We start from the raw sequence: 20,494 nt of genomic DNA on the forward strand, positions 1-20,494 counted from the left end.
CGTTGGTCCCCGATGGGCTGCCCGGAACCAGGACGCCAAGTGGTCACGGCGGGCTGGTTCTGGACCTCACCGCGGGCGGTGCCGAGGGACCCGGACATCAAATCGATCGTCGAGGTCAACCGGGCGCTTCGAGCCGCCGGTGCCCCGGACCCGCTCCCGGCCCCCTATGACCGGCCCAAATGGTGAACTGACATCAAATGACCCGTCAGCCCTGCGGTGGCAGCAGCGGCTTCCGCTCCACCGGTGAGGTCAGCACGATCGATGTCGTCGTACGCCCCAAGGTTGAGGTCTGCTCCAGGACGTCCTCGAGATGGACCGTGCTGGTCACCGCGACCTTGATGATCCAGCAGTCCTCGCCGACGACGTGGTGCGCCTCGATCACCTCGGGCCTGGCGAGCAGTTCCCGTGTCCTGGGGTGCTTCAGGTTGTACCCGCCGTGGGGATTGACGCGGATGAAGGCCTGGATGCCGTAGCCGAGCCGGGCGGGGGAGACGTGAGCCCCGTATCCGGTGATCGCACCGCACGCCTCGAGTCGGCGCACCCGCTCCGTGACCGCCGCCGGGCTCAGCCGCACCCGGCGGCCGAGTTCGCTGAGTTTGATGCGGCCGTCGCTCTGGACGAGCTCCAGGATGTGCCGGTCGACGGGGTCGAAGGCGCTCACCGACGTTTCGTTGGTGGCGGCATGCAGCTGCCGTGGTTCTTTCGGCAGGACGGCCGGATCTCCCATGACTCCCCCTTCATGACGTGGCCCGTCAACGTAACACTTGACGTACCACGACAGGGAGTTGGAAATGCTCGACGTATGTGTCATTGGCGGGAACCGCTATTTCGGAAAGCGGCTCATCGCTCGACTGCTGAAGTCCGGGAACCGCGTCACCGTCATCAATCGCGGTTCCTCCGCCTCGCCCGCCGGGGTGACCTCTCTCGTCGCCGACCGCGACGACGAGGAGTCCCTCCGGGCCGCTCTCGGGTCGCGGACCTTCGATGTCGTCATCGACCAGGTCTGCTACACGCCGCGCCAGGCGGACATCGCCCGGCGGGTGTTCGCCGGCCGCGTCCGCCGCCATGTGATGACGTCGACCGTCGAGGTGTACGAGTACGAGCACTCCACCGCACCGGTGCGTGAGGGCGCCGTCGATCCCCGCACGGTGAAAGTCGACCTGGCCGCTCCGTGGGACGACCCGGACTTCCGCCAGCAGCACTACGGCGAGGGAAAACGGCAGGCCGAGGCGGTCCTCGCGCAGGATCCCGGCTGCCCGTACGTCTCCGTGCGCGTTGCCCATGTGCTCGGCGGGGCCGACGACTTCACCGGGCGCGTCGACCACTACGCCGCCCGGATCCGGGCGGGCGAGCCCATTGCCGTACCCGCCGAGAACCACCCCGCCACCTATGTGTACGTCGAGGAGATCGCGGACTTCCTGGCGTGGACGGCGGGCCAGGAATTCACCGGTCCGGTGAATGCGAATGCGTACGGCCCGCTCACCACGGCAGATATCTGCGCGGTGATCGAGCGCGAGGTGGGTGGGAAGGCGGAATTCCAGTCGGTGGAGGTGGGCGAGACCTCGCCGTTCTCCTTCACCCGTTCGTACGGAATGGACAACTCCCGTGCGGCACATCTTGGTTACACCTTCCGGGACTCCTCGCAGTGGCTGTCGACGGCCATCGCGGAAACCCTCCGTTCCGGCAAGGAGGACCGATAATGCGGTACCGCACTCTCGGGGATGTACGGGTCAGCGCGATCGGGCTCGGCGCCATGCCGCTGTCCATCGAGGGGCATCCCGATGAGCGGCAGGCCCTGGCCACCGTCCATGCCGCGCTCGACGCGGGCGTGACGCTGATCGACACAGCCGACTCCTACTATGCGCCCGGCGGCGTACCGGGGCCCGGTGAGTCGCTCGTCGCCCGTGCGCTCGCGACGTACCGCGGTGACAGGGACTCTGTCCTGGTCGCCACCAAGGGCGGCCGGGGCCGTACGGCCGACGGCGGCTGGACCGTCAACGGCGATCCCCGCCACCTCAAGCGGGCCGCGAGGAGCTCCCTCGCCCGCCTCGGCGGCAGCGCGATCGGGCTGTACCAGCTGCACAAACCGGACCCGGCCGTCCCTTTCGCCGACTCGCTGGGAGCGCTCCACGAACTGCTGGAGGAGGGCACGATCCGGCTCGCCGGGCTCTCCAACGTGAATACGGCGCAGATCCGGCTCGCTCGCCGGATGCTGGGCGACCGGCTGGTGTCCGTACAGAACCGGTACTCGCCCGCCGTGCGCGACAGCGAGGCGGAACTGCGGCTCTGCGCCGAGCTGGGGCTGGCCTTCCTGCCGTGGAGTCCGCTCGGCGGGATCTCGCGGAGCTCGCTGGACGGGCCGTCCGCAGTGGCCGGGACGGGTCCGTACGCCGCGTTCCACCGGGTGGCACGCGGGCGCGGAGCCAGCCCCCAACAGATAGCCCTGGCCTGGCTGCTGGCGAAGTCACCGACGGTGGTCCCGATTCCGGGAGCGAGCCGTCCGCAGAGCATCCGGGACTCCGCGGCGGCCGCCGATCTTGTTCTCGGCGATGCGGAGCTTGCGGAGCTCGACGGGGACGCCCGACCTTGATCAGGCGTTCGGCGCAACTCCCCGCTGTGTTCCGGAAGTCAGCCGCGCGGTTTCGGCTGGGACGAGGCCGGACGGGGGGACACGCGAAAGTGCCTGGAGCCTTGTCGAAAGGGCCTGTCGGTCCAAGCGGAAGGCGCAGGCTGCGTGCAGGGCATTGGGTCTCGCTGCTGCGGCAGCGTGTCCGAGCTGTCGCTGGACTTGCCCAGCAGATGCCGCGGCCCGGCTGCGCGGGAGCGGCGAAGCGGGGGGTCGTGCTCCACGGGCGTCCCCCGCGCGGCGAGATGGGGTGCTCGGCCGCTTCGGTCGGCGTCTGGAAGGGAGCCGGGCGGAGGTCGGTGTCTTCGAGCAGGCGCAGCACGGTGCCAGGCCGTCGGCTGCTTGAGGTCGAGTGGGACGGAGAGAGGGCCGCGGGGGAGCGCGGCGTGGGCCCGCCCGCACCGCAGTGGTCCGCCGAGCCGGTCGATGCGGATCAGGTCGGCGGCGAGGTCGACGAGGATCACGCAGGAAGTAGACCATGCCAAAGTCCAGCAAATTGGGACATCTTTACCTCACGCGGTGACCCGCCCCCTGTCCTGCGTGGCCATGGGTGCGGTCACGGCGCCCCGCTCAGGTGGCACCCGTTTGCATGATCAAAGTGGCGTGGGGTTAGCATATGAGCACCGCCTAGCTCGAAAGATAAACCTGTGACTGTCAATGACGACGCGTTCACCAACTGGAAGAACCGCGAGGAGATCGCGGAGTCGATGATCCCGATCATCGGGAAGCTGCACCGGGAGGGGGACGTAACGGTCCTGCTTCACAGCCGCTCCTTGGTGAACAAGTCGGTGGTCAGCATCCTCAAGACCCACCGATTCGCCCGGCAGATCGCCGGTGAGGAACTCTCGGTCACCGAGACGCTGCCGTTCCTGCAGGCTCTCACCACGCTCGATCTCGGCCCTTCCCAGATCGACATCGGCATGCTCGCCGCGACGTACAGGACCGACGACCGCGGTCTCTCGGTGGAGGAGTTCACCGCCGAGGCCGTCGCCGGCGCCACGGGTGCCAACAAGATCGAGCGCCGCGAGTCGCGCGACGTCGTCCTCTACGGCTTCGGCCGCATCGGCCGCCTCGTCGCCCGCCTGCTCATCGAGAAGGCCGGCTCCGGCAACGGCCTGCGGCTGCGCGCCATCGTCGTCCGCCAGGGCGGCGAGCAGGACATCGTCAAGCGCGCCTCGCTGCTGCGCCGCGACTCCATCCACGGGCAGTTCCAGGGCACGATCACCGTCGACGAGGCGAAGAGCACGATCATCGCCAACGGCAACGAGATCAAGGTGATCTACGCCAACGACCCGTCGGAGATCGACTACACGGCGTACGGCATCAAGGACGCCATCCTCATCGACAACACCGGCAAGTGGCGCGACCGCGAGGGCCTCTCGAAGCACCTCCGCCCCGGCATCGACAAGGTCGTCCTGACTGCGCCGGGCAAGGGTGACGTCCCCAACATCGTCCATGGTGTCAACCACGACATGATCAAGCCGGACGAGCAGATCCTGTCCTGCGCGTCCTGCACCACCAACGCGATCGTCCCGCCGCTGAAGGCGATGGCGGAGGAGTACGGCGTCCTGCGCGGCCACGTGGAGACCGTCCACTCGTTCACCAACGACCAGAACCTGCTGGACAACTACCACAGCTCCGACCGCCGCGGCCGCTCGGCGCCTCTCAACATGGTCATCACCGAGACCGGTGCCGCCGCCGCCGTTGCCAAGGCGCTGCCCGACCTCGACGCGCGGATCACCGGCAGCTCGATCCGCGTCCCGGTGCCGGACGTCTCGATCGCGATCCTCAGCCTGCGGCTCGCACGCGAGACCACCCGCGAGGAGGTCCTCGACTACCTCCGCAACGTGTCGCTGACCTCGCCGCTCAAGCGTCAGATCGACTTCACCACCGCCCCCGATGCGGTCTCGAGCGACTTCATCGGCTCGCGCCACGCCTCGATCGTCGATGCCGGCGCCACCAAGGTCGAGGGCGACGACGCGATCCTCTACCTGTGGTACGACAACGAGTTCGGCTACTCCTGCCAGGTCATCCGCGTAGTCCAGCACGTCTCCGGGGTGGAGTACCCGACCTTCCCGGTTCCGGTGGTCTGATCTCGGCGGACTGTCCGATCCGGATCCGGTGTCCCGGCAGGCCGGGGCTGCGACCGAACCGACCTGTCGCCTGACGCGGTGTGGACGTTGCCGGTGATACGTCGGACGGGTTCGGAGCTCCAGTCCTACCGTCCCTGCTGGAGACTCAAGCCAGTTCGCCTGCCGTTGTTGGTCGACCCATCGGCTCGACCAACAACGGCAGGCTCCGCGGCCGGTCATCTCGCCGGTGTGCGGCGGGTGTGTGGGTGCGCGGGTGCTCGACCCCGACCGGGCTGGACCGAGGACCGGAAGACGGCCGCGATACAGGCTGTGCCGGGAGCGCCTCGACCTGTGCGCAGCCGTCACGACGCCCCCGCACTGGTCGTCGTGCGAGGGCGCGGACATCATGGCGGTGCGGATACGGCTGAACCCGTCGATCCGCCGCGACGGCTACCGGGTTGCCGCGTCTGGGGGCGGGGCGCAGCCACCTCGCAGATGCCGCGGATGACGGCCGATGGAGCCACTGCCCGAGATCTGAGGCCGGCGGTCCACCCCGCACCGTTGGCGTCGGTACCGGCTGGGACACTCCCTTCATGGACACCACACCCGAGCACATAGGCTCCCGGACAGCGGCCGGATGGACCGTCGCACTCGCGGCCCTCGGAGCAGTCACCGGCTTCGCCTGGGACGGGCCGTTCCTCGCCGTCGCTTGCGCCCTCTCCCTGGGAGGCGGTGCCGCCGTGGGCACGGTCCTGTCCCGCCGTCGAGTGATCGAAACCATTCGGGAAGGCCAGGGGAAGGCCGCCGCACTCGGGTACGCCGACGGAATCGGGGACATGGTGGTGCTGGGGATATCCGCGTACAGGGCCGCCGTCTTTCCGCTGTCCGGCCCGGACGCAGTAGACTCCGCCGAGCGCACGGCGCGCCGTAAGGCCGCCTACCGTCTCACGGCCGCCGACGGGCTTCCCCACCACATTCGTGAGGCCGCGGCCGCCGCTCTCGAAGCAATCGATGACGCGCGAGACCACGACACCCAGTCCGCCATCGAGGACCTGATGAAGGCCGTCCACGAGCAGCGCCGCAGCATGTGACCGCAGCCGCCCGGGACAGCAGTCCCTGCGCGAGGCGGCCCGGTCCTCGGCCGTGGCGGGCACCGCTGCGTGCACTGCGTTCGGCCGGCCCACTCCAAGTGGTAACTCGTTGTCGGGGCCTGCCTGCTCGCTCGAAGCCCAGTCACGCCGAGACGCCGCGCTGCAACGTCATTCAGAGTTGGATGACACTTGCTCAACTTTTGATGGCACAGCACACAGAAGGCGTACGGGCCCGCCGACGGGCTGAGCGGGCTTCGAACCGGCCTTTCCCGTCAGACCGTTCAACGCGTGCAAGGGGCGAGCGTGGGCGGGTGCCGGCTGAGCACCAATGCCCGCGCCGGTTCCGCCCGCACGTCGGCCCATTCGCCGCGGGTCGGAGTCAAGCCGCGTACTGGTGGGCCGAGTAGGTCAGGTAGCCCGCATCACCGCCCTGGTAGTACGTGGCCTCGTCGACGGGGGCGATCGGAAGCCCGCCGCGAAGCCGCTCGACCAGGTCGGGGTTGGCGATGAAAGCGCGGCCGAAGCTGATGAGGTCGGCACCCAGCGCGAGCCAGTGGTCGGCGTCGTCCCGGCCGGTCTGCTTGGGCCCCATCGGAACCACGGGGTTGACGACGAGGGTGCCCGGCCATGCCCGGCGCAGGGTGAGGAGCACCTCTTCGTCGGCGGTGGCCTCGAGGTGCACGTAGGCCACTTCAAGACGGGCCAGTTCGGTCAGCAGCGCGGTGTAGAGCTCGAGGACGTCGGTCTCCTCGACTCCCCAGAACGTCCCGTGCGGTGAGAGCCGGATGCCGGTCCTGGCGCTGCCGACGGCCTCGACGGTGGCGGCGACGGCCTCGACGGCGAAGCGGATCCGGTTGGCCACCGGGCCTCCGTAGCGGTCGGTGCGCAGGTTGGCGTTGGACGAGAGGAACTGCGAGATCAGGTAGCCGTTGGCGCCGTGCAGTTCCACGCCGTCGAAGCCCGCATCGACGGCGCGGCGGGCGGCCCGGGCGTACGACTGCGCGTGCTCGGGCACTTCGGCGGTGTCCAGAGCGCGCGGCACCGGAGCGGGCTGAGGCCCGGTCGGGGTGAACACATCGCCTACGGCGGAGACGGCCGAGGGCCCGACCGGCTGCATGCCGGTGGTGTCGGGATGCGAGACCCGGCCGCCATGCATGATCTGGGCGAAGATCCGTCCGCCGTTGGCGTGGACGGCGGCGGTCACCGGGCGCCATGCGTCGACCTGCGCGTCGGTGTGCAGTCCCGGTGTCCCCGGGTTGGACTGTCCGATCGTGCTGGGTTGCACCCCCTCGCTCACGATCAGCCCTGCTGTGGCCCGCTGAGCGTAGTAGGCCGCCATCGACGGCGTCGCCAGACCGCCGGCGGCGGCCCGTACTCGGGTCATCGGAGCCATGACCACCCGGTTGGGCAGTGTCAGGCCGCCGAGCCGGTAGCTGGTGAAAAGGGTCGTCACGTCAGGACTCCTTCGCGATCCGCAGCGCCCGTACGTCGGGCATGGCAGTTACGCTAAAACCTCACACTGATGTCAGAGGCAAGCCCTGTGACGCAGAACATGGCCGGGAGGGCTTCGTGCGGATCGGGGAACTCGCGTCACGGGCCGGAGTCAGCATCCGGTCCGTGCGCTACTACGAGGAGCAGGGTCTGCTCACCAGCACCCGCAGCCCCAGCGGGCAGCGGCACTACACGGACGTCGAGATCGAGCGGGTCGCGCTCATCCAGCGGCTGTACGCCGCGGGTCTGTCCAGCCGCACCATCACCGAACTGCTGCCCTGCGTCGACGCGCCCAGCGAGGAGAACTCCGACTCTGCACTGGAGCGGCTGGCGCAGGAGCGCGAGCGACTCTCCACGCACATCGCCGACCTCCTGCGGACCCGGGACACACTCGACGGGCTGATGGCCACGGCACGGGCCCACCGGGAGCAGCTGGGGGCGGCCGTCGCCGGCTGACTGGTGCCCCTCGGCCGGCAGGCCACCACCCCCCGGGCGTCCGGACGGTGACCGAATGGCGCCTTCCTGCCCCCTGCCGTCCTGCAGCTGTGGCAGTGGGGGAAGCCGTCACACGCGGCAGCACCGCTCGAAGCCAAGCGCACGCGTCGGCCGCGCATGTGCCGACGAGTTCTCAACTCCTGTGCCAAGTACGCCTCCCCGGCATCCAGGAGACGTCCAGCCGCTTCAGCAACCCCGGCTGGGGCCCGTACGAAAGCGAGCGCCGGGCCACGATGCGCATCGACGCAGAGTGGACTCAGGTCGACGACCCCCGTGGCCCGGAACGACAGGCCTGGTGGACCGGGCGTATGCATCGCTCCGCACACACCCCTTCAAGGACACACCATGACCAGAACCGTCATCACCACCGAGAACGCGACCACCCTGGCAGCTGCTTCGTACTGGCGCTGTCCGCCCGGACGGGGCGGTGGCAGGGGTGATGAGACGCCTGCCGGCAGCGCGAGGAGTCGCACGGGCCCGCGAGAGCTTCGTCGCGTGCGGTGTCCCTGACCGTTGGGGTCCACCCGTCCCAGCGTCGGCACGGGGGCGGGCTATCGCAGTGCAGCCGCCACCAGCCCGCGGATCTCCTCCCCGGACACGCTTCCGCCGCCCACCAGACGGTCGAAAACCAGACCGTCCACACAGGCCAGCAACGTGACCGTGCGGGCCTCGACATCCGCAACGCCTTGCGCGGTGAGGAAGCTGCGTACGGCTTCTCGCGCCGCGTTCTCGCGCGGTACGAGAATTTCTCGCAGCTCGGAATGGTGCACGCTTTCGACAGCGCACGCATAACGCGCGAGGGAGCGTCTTCGTCCGTCTCCGTTGAGCCGTTGCTCAACGAGGGCGGTGATCCCGGCCACCAGTTCATCGGCGTTCTCCGGCACTGGCGTCTGTGTCCCCACGCCCTGGAGTTCCGCCTGGTCGAGTGCGACCAGGCGTCGGACGAGCGCGGTGAGCAGCGCCTGGCGGGTGCGGTGGTACGCGGACGTGGTGCCGGGCGGCATGTCCGCAGCCCGGTCCACGGCGCGGTGGGTCAGGCCTCGCATCCCCGCCTCGGCAAGCACGCTGATGGCCGCATCGGCAAGGACGGTACGTCGATCGGTGGACATCCCCCCTTTCTACACCTGTAGGTGAGCGGAGTACTCTCCTTCTACACCTGTAGAAGATCGTGGCGGGGACAGACGAAGGGAACTGGCATGGGTGGCAGTGCGGTGGTTGTCGGCGGAGGAATCGGGGGGCTGTCCGCTGCACTCGGGCTTCGCCTGATCGGCTGGGAGGTGACGGTCGTCGAACGCGCCCCCGTCCTCGCCGACGCGGGCGCGGGCATCTCCCTGCATGCCAACGGTCTCCGCGCCCTGGATGCTCTCGGCGTCGGCGAGGCCGTACGCGCGGCCGCACGGCCCCAGTACACCGGGGGCACCCGCACCCCTGGCGGCGGCTGGCTTGCCCGGATGGACGGAGCCGCGCTCGAGCGCGAACTGGGCACGCCGATCGTCGGCATCCCCCGTGCCGTGCTGCACCGCCTGCTGCGCACCGCCTTGCCGGCCGAGGCCGTGGTCGTCGGAGCCGAGGTGACGTCCGTTGACCACTCCGATCCCGCCCGGGTGCGCATTCCCCTGGGCGACACCGTCCTCGACGCGGATCTGGTCGTGGCCGCCGACGGAGTCAACAGCCGGCTGCGCGCCCGGCTGTTCCCCGACCACCCCGGCCCCGCCTACAGCGGATCGACGGTCCTGCGCGCCATCACCGAGCGCCCCGTCGACCTGCGCACCGATTTCGAACTGACCTGGGGGAAAGGCGCCGAGTTCGGCCACATCGCGTTCGCCGACGGCCGGGCCGAGTGGCACGCGGTCCTCAACTCGCCCGTCGGCGTACGGCACTCGGACGCCCTTGCCGAGATGCGCCGCCGGTTCGGCGACTGGCACGCCCCGATCCCCGCGTTGCTGGAGGCGACCCGGCCCGATGCCGTCCTGCATCACGACATCAACGAACTGGCCACTGACCTGCCCACCTTCACGGCGGGCCGGATCGTCCTCCTCGGCGATGCGGCCCACGCCATGACCCCGAACCTCGGCCAGGGAGCCTGCCAGGCACTGGAGGACGCGGCCACACTGGCCGGCGCGCTCGCCACCGAACGCACCGTGGATTCGGCGCTGACCCGTTACGACACCGAGCGCCGCCCGCGCAGTCAGTCCGTCGCCCGCGCCGCTCGCCAGGCCGGGCGGATGGGCCAGCAACTGACCCACCCGCTGGCCATCGCTGTGCGCAACACCGCTCTCCGGCTGGCTCCGTCCGGCGCGACCGTTCGCACGATCCTGCGGCATGCCGACTGGACGCCACCGAGCCTGGACTGACCGGCCGATGCCGTTTCGGCGTGCGCCGAAGGTGCCCGGCGAGCTTGCGGATCGACCAGCGGGTGAAGGGCTTGCAGGCCTGGAGTGGCGGGTGGTGGCCGTCCTGACGACGCAGACCTCGTCCGGTCCCAGCTCTGGCCGGAGAAGCTTCACCACCTCCAACGGCACCTCAGCTCCCCTCCGCCGAGTTCACGGGAGGTGGTCGGAGGGCGCTTGGGTTGGGCCGGTGAGCGCCCGAGCCGGCCGAACCCGTGCTCAGCCATTGACACCGGTGAGGGCCGTCGGGCCGGGGACGGCACTCACCGGAGCCATCGGTCACATGGGGAGCGAGAGCAGGCGTACCGCTCCAGTAGGCCAATTCGCCCGGGCGTGCAGTGGCGTCCACATGGTCCGCAGCGGCATGATCACGGGTCCCTCGGGTTGCTCGACGCGGACGTCCTGCTCAAGCGTTCGCCAGCCGAGTCGCTGGTAGAGCGGGACGAGGGGCGGCCGGCAGAAGAGAAGTCCGTGCTGCGGCCCCATGGTGCGTGCGTGGTCCAGGGCCGCCGATACGACCAACCGTGCCAGTCCGTGCCCCCGTAGATCAGGCGCGACAGCCACCCCGCCGACGCCCACGACCTGTGTGCCGGTTCCGCCGATCGATATGGGTAACCGCAGCAGACCGGCGTGTGCGACGAGGCGGCCCTTCCGCCTGACACCGAAATGATCCTCTTTGGGCAGCCACGTCAAGCCGGCGTCTGCCACGCCGAAGGGATCGGCACTGTCGCCGAGGATTTCGATCTGGTCGGTCTTCGTATATTCCTTGAGCCGCACCACGGTTGGCAGTGCGGAAGAGAGGCGGTCCGTCATCTCGCCATGATCTGTTCGTGCCGGATCTCGGTCAACCGAAGCGTTCATGTACGCCCCGAGCGGCACGACCATCGCCGAGAACTCGGCGGAGATGACATGCCCGTCGTCACCGATTCCTTTGATTCTCAGCGGAGAGGTGCCGATCTTGACCAGCCCACCGGGACGTAACGCGAGCTCGGGGGAGTAGGGATGCCGTGGCCCACTGGCCTGCGCCCCGGCCGCGAGCAGTACGTGGACCGCGCCAGTAGCAGACGCTCCCGCTCTGCACCGAGCACCATCGCCAGTTCCTCAGCTCTCTGTGAGGTGGGCTTCGGCTCCTGGAGTGCCCGGGTCACATGAGCAATGGGCGAATTCCTCGGCAGCGTCGGCAACGACTGCGTGCACTCCCCGCCTAAGCTCGGTGCGAGAGCGGGGGCGCTCAGAGCAGGAAAGCGGGTGGCATGCTTGCTGTCGCGGTCATCGCGGGAATTCTGTTCGTCTGGTCGCTTCTCGCGCACCGGCTTTCGCGATGGAGTATCACCGCGCCCATCGTGATGATGGTGGCGGGTATCGCGCTGACCGGAGGATCGGACCCCCCGCTTCGTTTCGATCTCGACACGGCCGTGTTCGAGCACGCGGTGGAAGTCGTCCTGGCCCTGCTGCTCTTCGTGGACGCCATCGAGGTTCCCGGCGGAATCCTCGGGCGGGAGAAGGGCCTGGTTCTGCGCCTGCTCGCCGGTGCGCTCCCGCTCACCCTGTGCGCCGCGTTCCTGGCCGGGTACCTGATCTTTCCCGGGCAGTCGGGCTGGCTGCTGGCGGTCCTGGCGACCGTCGTCGTCCCGCTGGATCTGGCCCCCACAGCGGCCGTCGTCCGGGACCACAGAATCCCGGCCCGGCTGCGTGAGGTGCTCAACGTCGAAGGGGGCCTCAACGACGGAATCATCTCGCCCGTCTTTCTCCTCTGCATTGCCGTCGCTGCCGAATCACATGGCGCGCATGCCGACTACGCGGACGCGCTGCTGGCAGCGGTCGAGGCAGCCGCGTGGGCCCTCGCCGCAGGCCTGGCCGTCGGCGGTGCGGCCGGCTGGCTGCTGCGCACATCGTGGTCGTACGGGTGGACCCAGCCGTCGGCGATGAGGCTCGGCATGCTCGCCGTCCCGGTGGCGGCCTACACCCTGTCCGGTGCTCTGGGAGGGAACGGGTTCGTCGCCTCCTTCGTGGCCGGTATCTGCTTCGCCCCGGCCGTGCGGCGGCTTCCTGGGAGCACGGTGGAGATGACCGACGACCTGGTCGTCCTCATGACCCTCGCGCTCTGGTTCCTGTTCGGACAGATCGTCAACAACGCGTTCTGGGGCGGCTTCGAGGTCTCGGTCATCCTCTATGCGCTGCTCGCCGTCACGGTGGTCCGCATGCTTCCCGTCCTGCTGATGCTCACGGGGACGGGATTGAGGACGGCGGACAAACTGTTCCTGGGCTGGATGGGCCCGAGAGGCGTGACATCCATCGTGTTCGGGTCGCTCGCGGTCATCGATCTGCCGGACGGCAGCGCGGACTTCATCGCCCAGGTCATGGTGATCACCGTCATGTTCAGCATTGTGCTGCACGGACTGAGCAGCGAGCCGATCGGCCGACTCTACGCCCGGCGCGCCGGCGACGGCCGGGCCGGTGTGCTCGCGGAATCACGCCGGGACGACGAACCGTGACGGGCTCGGCACCGGCTGGTCCACCCAACAGGTGGACGCGCCTGCGGCCACCGGCGTCGGCTCACCACTGCAGCCACGGACCAGCGCGGCCCGAGAGGTCGTCGGCCGGCCCGGGCGCCCCGGTCAGCGATGGACCACGAACGCGGGCTCGTCAGCCCGTCAGCCCGTCGGTCATCAGCGGGAGCGTCATCAGCAGCCGGTCGGCGCCGGGGCCGAAGTAGTCGTCGCGATGCCCGAGGCGGGTGAAGCCCATTGCCGCGTAGAGCTTGATGGCCGTGGTATTGGCGGGTTCCACGGTGAGCCAGACCTCGCCGACCCCCTCCGCGCGCAGCCGGTGCAGTGCCTCTCCCATCAGCCACCGGCCGAGGCCATGACCTCGCCGCTGCTGGTGTATGGCCAGGCCCAGTATCCAACTGCGGCTCTTGTCCGGCTTGGTGCCCGCCAGTACGTAGCCGTGGAACGTCCTGCCGTCGTCCAGCACGAACAGGTCGTCCCGGTAGAGGTCATAGAATTGCCTCAGTACGAAGTACGGGTACGCCTCCTCCTGGAATATCTCTTTGTCCAGGCGGTGCAGTTCGGGCAGGTCCTCCTCGGTGACCGCTCTCAGCCGCAGGAGCCGGCCGTCCGGCCCGGCGAAACGCATCGGGGCGGGGACAGGAACGGGGACGCGTGAGGCGAGGCCGTCGTCGGTGCCGGTGTCGGTGCGGGGAAGAAAAGTCATGCCGCATCCTCGAGAGGTGGTCAAGGTGACATGGGCTCGTACGGGTGACACGAGTGGAGCGGCGTGCGTCCGGTCCGTCGGGGTGCCGACAGCTGCCGGATCGGACCAGCATCACCCGCCCGACCTGGCCGTTCAAGGCAGGATCAGGACGGAAATGCATACACGCCGCAGTGCGCCCCCCGTGCGCCCTCGTTCGCGCGCGGTCACTCACAAGGCAGGCACAACGCGGGACGGGGAGGGAGTTGTGGCCCTATCATTGAAAGATGGATCTGAGGTCGCCCGACGTCGCGGACGGGAAATCGCGAGAAGTCCAGCAGGAGCTGAATGCCGAGGCTTCCTGGGACTTGTTCGACTCCGCTGCCTACGTTGATCGAAACTATCGCTTTCTGCGATCCGACGACGCGCAGATCCTGCACATGGTCCGGGACCATTTCAGCGACTACTTCCGTGAGAGGCCGGGCAGATCCGGGGAGGCGGGAGCGACCGGGACGGGGCGGTCCGGCGGTCCTGTCCTCGGGATCGACGTGGGCGCTGGGGCCAACCTCTACCCCGCCCTCTCCATGCTCCCCTGGTGCGACGCCATCACCCTCTTCGAACGCTCCGCCGCCAACGTCGAGTACCTCGAAGGCCAGCGCCCTCACTACGACGCGCACTGGAACGACTTCTGGGACGTGCTGTGCGAGGAGGACGCCTACCGCGACCTGCCCGGCGACGAGGAACCGCGGGCCAGGTTCAGGCGCACCGTCGAGGTCCAACAGGGCGATCTCTTCTCCCTCGATCGCTACCGGGGGCGGTGGTCCATGGGGACCATGTTCTTCGTCGCCGAGTCGATGTCGACGTCCCATCAGGAATTCGAGACCGGTGTCGAGCGCTTCATGCACGCCCTGGCGCCGGGAGCTCCCTTCGCGGCCGCTTTCATGGAGGGGTCGCGGGGATACAAGGTCGGCGAGCAGTTCTTCCCGGCGTGCAGCGTGACCGCGGCCGAGGTCCGGGACAGCGTGGTCCCGTACGCCGAGGGGGACGTCAGGATCGCGTCCATCGGCATGCCTGGCGGCGCGCTGCGGCCCGGCTACGAAGGCATGATCGTGGCCTGCGGTCGGCGCAATTCCGCATAACCGGCGGCCGGGTGGCCGACGGGGGACCGAGTGATCTGAAAAACAACTGATGATCGCTTCCCGACTTATGGCACGGGGGCCTGTACAAGGGATATGGGGATGCAGATCAAGCCACGCCAGCATCTGCTGGATATCTGGCAGGCAATTGCACGCCACTCGTTCGAGGACGGTGAATGGGAGTGGGGCGAGTGGGGCGGGAGGAGCAGTGTCGCGGATGCCGAACGTCTGCTCTGCCTCATGTATCCGGCCACCGAGATCCCGGCGTTCCGGCTCGACGACCCGGACACGACGGAACGTGACGTCCAGTCGGCGCTGAAGAACGTCGGAGGGCGTCTGGAACTCCCCGGCAAGCTCGTCACGGCCCTCGCGGAGTTCATGCGCACCCACGCGGCGGAGGACAAGAGGCCGAGCTTCGCGGGCGGTAACTACTTCATCTCCGGCGATCCCGAGCAGGACCTCACCCCTGAGCAGCGGGAACTGGGCGTCGTCGACTCCTTCTCGATGTCGATCACCCTCTCCCTCGCCACCCTCGGCTTCCTCAAGGTCTACGAGACGAAGACGCGCCGCGCCGAGGTACGGGCCCTGATCGACGAGCTGAAGACCGCCACCGAGACCCGGCTCACCGCCGCGATGGTCAGCCTGCTGCGCTCGTTCACCGTGAACGTCTTCGACCCCGAGGAGCCCCAGGGCCGTACCCTCGGCAAGCTCCTCGGCCAGGGACAGATCTCCGAGCGGATCGTCCTCCAGCAGTTCCAGCGCCGGTTCAAGGCGCTGCGCGCCACGGTCAGCGAGAGTTTCATCCTCGGTGTCGATGTAGCCGACCGCATCAAGGACGACAACCAGCTCTTCGAGATCGGCTGGGCCTGGAGCCTGGTGCGGGACGCCCCGCCGGTGGAGACGGTCGAGCCGATCGGCCCGCAGCCGGACGGGGTCGCGGACCCCATTCCGTACCTCTACTTCACCGTGGTCGCCCTCGACGGCATCCAGGACCTGTTCTCCGACCGCACGCTCACGCTCGGTCTGCTCAATACCGAACAGCAGCGGCTGGCCGAGGCGTTACGACTGCGCTGGGAGGTCACCCAGCAGTACTGGTCGGGCATCGCCCGGTTCGGCGACGGCAGTTGGCCGCTGGAGGACATCCCCTGGCGTACGACGGGACAGCGGCTGGAGTCCGAGTACTTCTCGCTCTCCGTCGCCGCCATCCTCGTCCAGGACCTCGTGCGCCGCCGCGCCACCGACGACGACCTCACCCGTACCGTCGGCATCATGGAACGCCTCGCCGAGCGGGGCCGTATCACCAGCCGTATGACCCAGAACGACCCGGCCATCGGACTGCATCAGCCCGGTGTCCGGCTGCCGCTCCAGGGCAGCCAGACCATCGGACCTCCGATGCAGTGGACAATGGGTGACTTCTCGGCACAGCTGCTCAAGCGGAGCATCCAGCTCTGCGCGCTGTCCCGGAACATATCCGCACACGACCGGCTGCTCCGCCTCGCCGAACGGATCTTCGACCACGTCTGGATCCGCCGGATCAGGAACGGCGACGGCGCCGGCCTGTGGGACCACATCCAGGCCGCCTATCCCGAGGCGCCGCCCAACGAGGGCCCGCTGTCGTGGAGCATCACCGAGCGCGTCACTGAGTGCATGGTCGCCGCGCGCCAGCTCTACACCCAGCCGCCGATCCGCAGCGCCGAACTGGCCACCCTCGCCGCCGCCCTGCTGAGCGAGGCCACGCACCTCCTCGGCAACGAACAACTGGAACCCACCTCCCAGGCCGACGGCTCCCACGGCATCGCACTCAAGAGCGTCGAGGTCAAACTCCGCCGTGCCCGGCTCCTTCTCGACGACCAGCCCGGTACGGCCGTCGCGCTGACCCTGGACGTGCTCGGCGAACTGGACACCCTGGCGCTGGCCAGGCATACCGCCTCCCGGGGAGTGTGAACGGTGCTCGTCTTCGCCGCTTCCGACAAGGGAGGCACCGGCCGCTCCGTCACCAGCGCCAATGTCGCCTACCGCAGGGCGCTCGCCGGAGACGATGTCTGCTACCTGGACTTCGACTTCGGATCACCCACCGCCGCCGCGGTCTTCGACGTTCCGAGCGCGCTGCGCGGCATCGAGCAGGGCGGTCTCCACTCGTACCTCCAGGGCAAGGCCACCGAGCCGGTACGGATCGACGTATGGGCCGAGACCGAGCACGAGGTGCTGCGCTACCGGCCGACCGGCTCGGGCAGTCTGGTGCTCCTCCCCGGCGACCGCAGCGGGGGCGAATTCGCCGTCGGCAAGGACGCGTTGAGTCGGTGCGTCGACCTGTTCCTGCGGCTGAACAGCGAGTTTGACCTGGTCGTGGTCGATCTGAGCGCGGGCCGCAGTTATGCGACGGACATGGTGCTCGAAGCCACCTCACGGCCGGAACTGCGGGACGTCGACGCCCGCTGGCTCGTCTACCACCGCTGGACCCGGCAGCATGTGATCGCCGCCGCCGGGCTGGTGTTCGGTACGCGGGGCATCATCGCCGGCGGCGTGGCCCGCGGACATGACGAGGACCGGCTGCGGGGCAGTATCCGCTTCGTACGGGCCGCGGTGCCCGACCCCGAGTCGGCACTGTGGTCCCAGGTGCCGCCCGCGCAGTCCGCGTGGATGCGCAAGTGCGACCAGGACCTCAACAAGCTCGCGGCCGAACTGGACATCGGCTTCAGCCGGGTGCTGGGGGCCGTGCCGCTGGAGCCCGTGCTCCAGTGGCGCGAGCAGCTGATCACCGACGAGGACGTCCTCGCCAGCCGGGTCGCGAACATGGAGACCCGGCAGGCACTCGAAGACCTCGCGACCCGGCTGACCGACGACGACGCGTGGGGGCAGCGATGACGGACACCACGGGCAAAGCCGTGCCGAGTGCCGGTCCGGACGCCCTCTCCGGAGGCATGTCCGCAGCGGTGTTCCGGGAGACCGCCGCGGAACCGCGCACGCAGTCCGTGCCGCTCGCCCATGTCTCCCTCGAACTCGGCCACCTCTACATGGAGGACTTCGAAGCCGGCCCGGAGCGGCTGCGCGAGCACTTCGCCCGGGTACGGCCCTGGGCAGACGCGGTACGCGCGTCCGCCGCGGTGGGCGGCCGGCAGCCCAGGATCAGCACGTGCTTCCTGATCGACGACTACTTCACCCGCTTCTCCTCGCCCGCCGAACTCGTACCGACCCTGCTCGCGGAGGCCGAGAAGGCCGGGCTGACGATCGACTACCTGGCCCGTGAGTCCGGCTGCGCCGTCGCCGACGGTATCGGCGTCGCCGAAGCCGTGGAGCACCGTCTCGTCGAGTCACCGCCCACCGGCAGCGACGGCTCCCGGCCGCCGGCCGGGGAGACCGGCTGGCTCGCCAACGGCGAACGCGGCCCGGACGCCGGGACCTTGGAGGCCATGGCCCAGGTCCCGTCCTGGCGGCCCCCCGCCGAGACCGCGGCCCGCCGCCACTCCGTCTTCGTGGACGTGGAGCTGTGGGACAACCGGAACGACCGCCGCACCTGGTCCTGCCCCTTCCTCGCCGCCGTCTGGCAGCTGGCGCGGCTCGGCCTGCTGCGGCACCACGGCGAGCCCGTGCTGCGGCCCCGGCCCTGGTCCGGAGGTGCGTTCCCGAGCCAGTGGGACGACTTGCCGTCGCTCGTCCAGCTCAACGCCACGGCGGCACCCTTCTCCGCGTACCGCACCGCCTCCGTACTGCCGTCCCGGTTCCTGCCCGTCGAGCACGCCGTCCGGGTCATCCTCGACCAGGTCGACGCCGACCCGGGCGCGCTGCGTCAGGTCGCCGAGCGCTCCGCCCGCGAGGGCATGGCGGTCCCGGACGAGATCGCGGACCGTGCCTCCTACGTCTTCTACGCAGGACCCTGACATGACTGTCCCGGGGGACACCATGGAGTTGGTACTGGCCTGCGGGGAGGTGCGGACCTGTCTGCTCCAGCACTCACAGTCGCTGCCCGGCCGCGCCGCCGCCGACCTGCTGCGGTTGCGCGCCGACGAACGGGTCCGGGTCTCCGAACGCCCCAATCCCTACGCCGTCTCGGCGGACGTGCTCACCGGCGTGGACTGCCGGCTGCCCACCACCTCCGGTGCCAGGATCCGGGCCGTCGGGACCGTCTCGGCCCGTGCCGTGCTCACCGGGGGCCGCGTCCTTCAGTCCGGCGCCCTCTTCCGGTCCCCGGCCTCCGGACCCGACCAGCGGCAGCCATGGGGCCACTACCTGGCCCGGCCGGGAGTGGTCGAACCCTTCGGGAAGCTGTCCGACCGGGCGGTCGCCGACGGATTCCTGATCCCGACCCGGCAGCCCGGCGAACTGGACGTCGGAGCGATCGCCGAACGACTGCTCGGCAAGGTCCTGAGGCATCAACTGCTCGACCAGCGGGCACCCTTCAAGTCCCAGCGCACTCGGCTGCGCTGGGTCGCGTTGGAAGCTCTGGACGGCGAGGGCCCTTCGATCGAACGCTTCACCCTTGCCGAGGACGGGCTGCGCACCTTGGAGCTGCGCCTGCCGGCGGCTACGGGACCCGCCGCCGCGGGACTCTGCGAGGACCTGGCCCTGCACGACTGGCTGCTCACGACCCTCGTACGGATGGTCGAGCGCAGCCGGCTCGGGTCGGTCGACGGACGCGACGCTGTCATAGCGCTGCGTCCGGCCGTCGATCACCTACTGCACCTGTGGATGCCGAAAGCTCGCGTGGACCGGACTCTGGGCCCGCTGTGGGAGGTGTTGGAGCGGGAACCGGGATTCACCCGGCAGTGGCAGACCCTGGTCCAGCGGATCAGGGACCAACTTGCCCTGCAGGCCATTCCCATGCAGCGCGATGCCCTGACAAGCCGCTGACGGGCGGACACGCGCACGATCCCAACGGGGGGATTCAGACATATGGACGGATCGTCGAGAACGCAAGGCTCGGGGAGCACCTCCGGACCGCTGGGCTTACCACCGTTCCTGCTGAAGACGCTGATCACGGCGCTCATCGGCGGGACGGCGTACCTCCTCACGAACATCACCGATCAGCCCGAGGTGTGGAAACTGACCGCTTCCATCTTTCTGGGAGGCGCGGCGCTGATCATCCAGTACATGATCGACTTCGAGCGGCGGCTCGGCGGGGTGGAAGGCACCCTCACCGATCACAACGCCGAGATGCGGCGGCTGGTCGCCCGCGGCTTCGCCCGTATCAACGAGGTCACCGAACTCTTCGGCCTGGTGGACCGGTCGGCGCTGCCGCCGGACGGAGTCACCCGCCTGGTACGCAGTGCGACCCAGGTCGGGTCGAGCGCTCCCGCGATCATGCAGGCCTTCGCGCGGGAGGAGATCAGCAGGCTCACCACGCTGATGGAGAACCTCAACCAGAAGCTCGTCGACTACGAGGGTGAGGACCACGACTGGATCGTGAGCCTCACCCACTGCGCCGCCACGACCATCGACGCCACCAGCACCTCCGTGGACCGCGACTTCTGGCCGAGCGAGCTGGGTCAGCGGTATCTGCGGGCGCAGCGCGACGCGGTCAAGGAGCGGCAGGTGCGGATCCGGCGGCTGTTCATTGTGGAGACGCCCGAGCAGAACAGCCCCGAACTCCAGCAGTTCTGCGACAACCAGCAGAGCCTGGGGATCGAGGTACGCGTCCTCGCGCTGTCGGAACTCTCGCCGATCGCCCGGATGGACGAGACCAACGACTTCATCGTCTTCGACGAGTCGTTGTCGTACGAGATCGGCTTCGACCTGCGCGGCGTGAACACGAAGACGATCATGGACCTGCGTGCCGACCGGGTGTCCAAGCGTGTCCAGCGATTCAAGGCGCTGTGGGAAGCCGGGGAGTAGGCCCCGGCCGTACGAGGAAGGCCCCGACCAGGAGCGCATGCTGTCGGTGAATCGGGAGGCCTGCGTGACGACGGCCTGTACGACCTCGTTGGGGTTGTGCAGGCCGTCGTCGTGTTCAGGGCCGGGGTTCGTGTCGTTGCGTGGGGTTGATCCGGCGGAAATCCCGGAGGAG

Annotated in this window: 18 protein-coding genes and 1 pseudogene; 14 read left to right on the plus strand and 5 right to left on the minus strand. The window is 69.1% G+C overall.

Features of this window, described 5'->3' with window-relative positions; genetic code table 11:
* Positions 1–205 precede the first annotated feature (205 nt).
* Positions 206–727, minus strand: a complete 522-nt coding sequence (locus tag OG883_RS16115; RefSeq protein ID WP_266540621.1) for an Lrp/AsnC family transcriptional regulator — start codon at positions 725–727, stop codon at positions 206–208.
* Positions 728–791: 64 nt separating this feature from the next.
* On the opposite strand from OG883_RS16115, the gene OG883_RS16120 reads away from it, so the two are divergent.
* The 4 genes from OG883_RS16120 (at position 792) to OG883_RS16135 (ending at position 5,789) form a co-directional block, all read left to right on the plus strand.
* Positions 792–1,700, plus strand: coding sequence for an NAD-dependent epimerase/dehydratase family protein (locus tag OG883_RS16120; protein ID WP_266540623.1), 909 nt, complete (start codon positions 792–794; stop codon positions 1,698–1,700).
* Positions 1,700–2,590 carry an aldo/keto reductase gene (locus tag OG883_RS16125; RefSeq protein WP_266540625.1) on the plus strand — a complete coding sequence of 297 codons (891 nt, stop codon included), beginning with the start codon at positions 1,700–1,702 and terminating at the stop codon, positions 2,588–2,590. The genes OG883_RS16120 and OG883_RS16125 overlap by 1 nt, the downstream gene beginning before the upstream one ends.
* Positions 2,591–3,273: 683 nt before the next feature.
* Complete coding sequence (locus OG883_RS16130) at positions 3,274–4,719, plus strand: glyceraldehyde-3-phosphate dehydrogenase (protein WP_266540627.1); 1,446 nt, start codon at positions 3,274–3,276, stop codon at positions 4,717–4,719.
* A 572-nt stretch (positions 4,720–5,291) separates the two neighbouring features.
* A complete protein-coding gene (locus OG883_RS16135; protein ID WP_266540629.1) occupies positions 5,292–5,789 on the plus strand; it encodes a hypothetical protein in 498 nt (165 codons plus the stop codon).
* A gap of 379 nt (positions 5,790–6,168) precedes the next feature.
* Here the strand turns inward: OG883_RS16135 and OG883_RS16140 are convergent, their stop codons facing one another.
* Positions 6,169–7,242 carry an alkene reductase gene (locus OG883_RS16140; protein WP_266540631.1) on the minus strand — a complete coding sequence of 358 codons (1,074 nt, stop codon included), beginning with the start codon at positions 7,240–7,242 and terminating at the stop codon, positions 6,169–6,171.
* A gap of 116 nt (positions 7,243–7,358) precedes the next feature.
* Between OG883_RS16140 and OG883_RS16145 the strand changes: the two genes are divergently transcribed.
* Together OG883_RS16145 and OG883_RS16150 are read left to right on the plus strand one after the other, a co-directional pair.
* Positions 7,359–7,736 (plus strand): MerR family transcriptional regulator, encoded by a 378-nt coding sequence (locus tag OG883_RS16145; protein ID WP_266540633.1) that lies wholly within the window; start codon positions 7,359–7,361, stop codon positions 7,734–7,736.
* A gap of 218 nt (positions 7,737–7,954) precedes the next feature.
* Positions 7,955–8,071, plus strand: a pseudogene (locus tag OG883_RS16150) (hydrolase); the annotation flags it as partial.
* Between the two features lie 255 nt (positions 8,072–8,326).
* Here the strand turns inward: OG883_RS16150 and OG883_RS16155 are convergent.
* Positions 8,327–8,884, minus strand: a complete 558-nt coding sequence (locus OG883_RS16155) for a TetR/AcrR family transcriptional regulator (RefSeq protein WP_266540635.1) — start codon at positions 8,882–8,884, stop codon at positions 8,327–8,329.
* A gap of 87 nt (positions 8,885–8,971) precedes the next feature.
* Between OG883_RS16155 and OG883_RS16160 the strand changes: the two genes are divergently transcribed.
* Positions 8,972–10,129 carry an FAD-dependent monooxygenase gene (locus OG883_RS16160; RefSeq protein ID WP_266540637.1) on the plus strand — a complete coding sequence of 386 codons (1,158 nt, stop codon included), beginning with the start codon at positions 8,972–8,974 and terminating at the stop codon, positions 10,127–10,129.
* A 315-nt stretch (positions 10,130–10,444) separates the two neighbouring features.
* Here OG883_RS16160 and OG883_RS16165 read toward each other — a convergent pair whose 3' ends face one another.
* A complete protein-coding gene (locus tag OG883_RS16165) occupies positions 10,445–10,978 on the minus strand; it encodes a GNAT family N-acetyltransferase (protein ID WP_266540639.1) in 534 nt (177 codons plus the stop codon).
* Between the two features lie 440 nt (positions 10,979–11,418).
* Between OG883_RS16165 and OG883_RS16170 the strand changes: the two genes are divergently transcribed.
* Positions 11,419–12,660 carry a cation:proton antiporter gene (locus tag OG883_RS16170; RefSeq protein WP_266540641.1) on the plus strand — a complete coding sequence of 414 codons (1,242 nt, stop codon included), beginning with the start codon at positions 11,419–11,421 and terminating at the stop codon, positions 12,658–12,660.
* 151 nt (positions 12,661–12,811) lie between these two features.
* Here the strand turns inward: OG883_RS16170 and OG883_RS16175 are convergent, their stop codons facing one another.
* The gene (locus OG883_RS16175) at positions 12,812–13,381 is read right to left on the minus strand and encodes an N-acetyltransferase (RefSeq protein WP_266540643.1); all 570 of its coding nucleotides are present in this window, start codon (positions 13,379–13,381) and stop codon (positions 12,812–12,814) included.
* Positions 13,382–13,644: 263 nt separating this feature from the next.
* On the opposite strand from OG883_RS16175, the gene OG883_RS16180 reads away from it, so the two are divergent.
* The 6 genes from OG883_RS16180 (at position 13,645) to OG883_RS16205 (ending at position 20,322) form a co-directional block, all read left to right on the plus strand.
* Positions 13,645–14,496 (plus strand): SCO2525 family SAM-dependent methyltransferase, encoded by an 852-nt coding sequence (locus tag OG883_RS16180; RefSeq protein WP_266540645.1) that lies wholly within the window; start codon positions 13,645–13,647, stop codon positions 14,494–14,496.
* Positions 14,497–14,595: 99 nt separating this feature from the next.
* The gene (locus tag OG883_RS16185; protein ID WP_266540647.1) at positions 14,596–16,437 is read left to right on the plus strand and encodes an SCO2524 family protein; all 1,842 of its coding nucleotides are present in this window, start codon (positions 14,596–14,598) and stop codon (positions 16,435–16,437) included.
* 3 nt (positions 16,438–16,440) lie between these two features.
* Entirely contained in the window at positions 16,441–17,358 is a 918-nt protein-coding gene (locus OG883_RS16190) for an SCO2523 family variant P-loop protein (RefSeq protein ID WP_266540648.1), read from the plus strand.
* Positions 17,359–17,414: 56 nt separating this feature from the next.
* Entirely contained in the window at positions 17,415–18,371 is a 957-nt protein-coding gene (locus OG883_RS16195; protein WP_266541605.1) for an SCO2522 family protein, read from the plus strand.
* A 1-nt stretch (position 18,372) separates the two neighbouring features.
* Complete coding sequence (locus OG883_RS16200; RefSeq protein ID WP_266540650.1) at positions 18,373–19,341, plus strand: SCO2521 family protein; 969 nt, start codon at positions 18,373–18,375, stop codon at positions 19,339–19,341.
* Positions 19,342–19,383: 42 nt separating this feature from the next.
* On the plus strand, positions 19,384–20,322 hold the full coding sequence (locus tag OG883_RS16205) for a DUF6879 family protein (protein WP_266540651.1): 939 nt from the start codon (positions 19,384–19,386) through the stop codon (positions 20,320–20,322).
* The last annotated feature ends 172 nt before the right edge of the window (positions 20,323–20,494 follow it).

Source organism: Streptomyces sp. NBC_01142, assembly GCF_026341125.1.
GTDB lineage: Bacteria > Actinomycetota > Actinomycetes > Streptomycetales > Streptomycetaceae > Streptomyces.